The following is a 2,238-nucleotide window of genomic DNA, read 5'->3' on the forward strand; positions in this document are numbered from 1 at the left end:
ATGATATGGAGTCTGTCTGCCATACTGATTTCGGTATTCATTGTTCCTGTCACTTCTTTCCCACATACGACTACCATCCGGCATCTCCGCAAAAGGATATGGGACATTCTTCCATATCCCTGCATATCTTCTGCATCGGATTCTTCCAAAAATGGTGAGAATACAAATCTCGGACAGATTGGTACATACCCAAGTTCATAGATTTTTCTGCAATATTTCTGCACTTTTACCCGACTTTCTTCTGCTGAACAGCACACATAAGCCAGCGCCTGTTCCATACGCTCCATCTCCTTCCTGCATCCAGTTGGATGCCAAGTATTTTCTCTATAAAAAACAAGATGTCCAATTGGACATCCCGGCTACTTTTCATCCTCTTTCTGCTCTGCTTCTAATGCAATTCTCACTCTGTCACTTCCCAGTTTGTAGTAGGCATCTGTTACCTCAATTCCTACTGCACGATAGCCTGTCATAACCGCTGCAAGGACAGTCGTTCCTGCTCCGGCAAACGGGTCCAGGATCAGACCTCCCGGTTCGCAAATCTGGATGACATCTTTCATAAGCTGCAACGGCTTCTCTGTCACATGAATCCGGTTCTGCGGATTTCCATATCGGAAGACTCCCGGCAGACAAGATACCGGACGGTTGATTGGCATCGGTCCATTACTGCCCCACACAATGTATTCAGCCTGCTGGCGGAAACGGCCTTTCTGTGGACGGGAGTTTCCCTTATCCCACACCGCTGTTCCTCGCCAAATCCATCCTGCCCACTGCAATGCATCGGTAATTGATGGATACTGACGCCAGTCAATGAACAGACAGATCGGAGCTCCTTTCTTGCAGGCTTTCCGCACATCGTAAAGCCACTCAGCCATCCAGTGTGTCCATGATCTCTGATCTTTATTGTCCCCATCAAAATCCGGAAGTGCATTTGCAGCACTCATACTGCTGTATTTCTGGTTTGTAGTACGATTTCTTTCATTCTGCTTTGTTCCACCGGACGCATACGGTGGATCGGTAATGACTGCATCAAAGATTCCCGGCTGGAATGCTTTGACCAGTTTTAATGTATCTCCATGTAATATTTTCCAGTTTTCCCCTTCAGCATATTCCTCTGGGTATGTTCCCTCTTTCATAAGTTCTTCCAAACTCAGGCCATTTGTCATAGGCATCATCCTTTCTTTTCTCAGCGTTCCGGCTGATTTTTCTTCTTTGTTTGTCTTTTCTGGTAGGACTGTGGCGGTTTCAGTTTCTCAGGAACAGAAAAAGCACTCCACTTTCCATTTTCATATAAGAACATATCTTTTGTGTGGTTATTAAATATATCCCAAGGGAAAATATCCCCTTTGATATAGATATTTCCTCTTACTTCTCCATACACATGGCTTTCTCCACCGATAACAGGTGCATTTACTCCTACCGTATCAATAAATGCTTTTCCACTGATTACCGCATTTTCCTTTATCTCACCGCCACAGATATAACAGTCTCTCTTCGCAACTGCTCTGTCATAAAAAGTAGTATCTCCGGTAACAACAGCATAACCTCTGACCAGACTGCCATCATAAAGTGCAGCCTCTTCCTTTACCTCACCGTTTTCACAACAGATTGCATCATCATAAATCCAGCAAGTCCCTTCCTGTGACAGATTGTTTTCATTCTCTATAAAACCGCCCAGTGTTCCTTTTGGTACTTTCTCATTCACATCTGACACCGCCTGTATTCGATGGAGCCATGGATATTTCGGATGTTCAATCTCTGTAATCTTATACTTACTCACGTTCTCTCCTTTCACCGTTCCGGCTGCTGTTTCTTCTTTGCCTTCCTATTTTCTTTTGGTGGTGGACTCAACTCAGTTTCCACATATTCGCTGATAATCAAAAGTGCTTTGTAATAGTCCCCACTTTCCAATACCCTTTTACACATTTCTTTTGCTTCTGCTGTCTGTTTATTCTTTTTCAAAAGAGTTGAGGCATCGCCCATAATGGAAAAAATATTCCCATCATGTCCAAGGAACTGTAACTTGGGACGTTGTTTCTCAGGCTTTGTCGGAATCTGCTCTGTTTTCTTTTCATACATTTTCGGCTGTTCCATATCTGGATGCCAAAAATGCACATTCAGCGTTCCACCATCCACCTTTATATCCCTCTGCTCAAATCCTTCACCCCAACCGTCACTGTACTGTCCTGTAATGTATTCGGTGAATTCCTGTAGTTCTTCCTGACTTAAAAATTCATTTAA

The 2,238-nt window shown here is 43.7% G+C and carries 3 protein-coding genes and 1 pseudogene; all 4 read right to left on the reverse strand.

What is annotated here, in order from left to right:
- Positions 1-278: DUF7768 domain-containing protein (locus ACZMB2_RS14010; RefSeq protein ID WP_487597172.1), on the reverse strand; the 278-nt coding region annotated here is incomplete at its 3' end.
- A gap of 81 nt (positions 279-359) precedes the next feature.
- Complete coding sequence (locus ACZMB2_RS14015; RefSeq protein WP_227280485.1) at positions 360-1,163, reverse strand: DNA-methyltransferase; 804 nt, start codon at positions 1,161-1,163, stop codon at positions 360-362.
- A 20-nt stretch (positions 1,164-1,183) separates the two neighbouring features.
- Positions 1,184-1,777: a hypothetical protein gene (locus tag ACZMB2_RS14020; RefSeq protein ID WP_110102472.1), complete on the reverse strand. Its 594-nt coding sequence runs from the start codon at positions 1,775-1,777 to the stop codon at positions 1,184-1,186.
- 11 nt (positions 1,778-1,788) lie between these two features.
- Positions 1,789-2,238, reverse strand: a pseudogene (locus ACZMB2_RS14025) (hypothetical protein); the annotation flags it as partial.

The sequence above is a fragment of the Hominiventricola sp. genome (genome assembly GCF_057604405.1).

What these genes read in the sequence shown, in the direction of transcription:
- ACZMB2_RS14015 (WP_227280485.1), bottom strand. Translation starts at nt 1,163, where the DNA reads ATGACAAATGGCCTGAGTTTGGAAGAACTTATGAAAGAGGGAACATAC.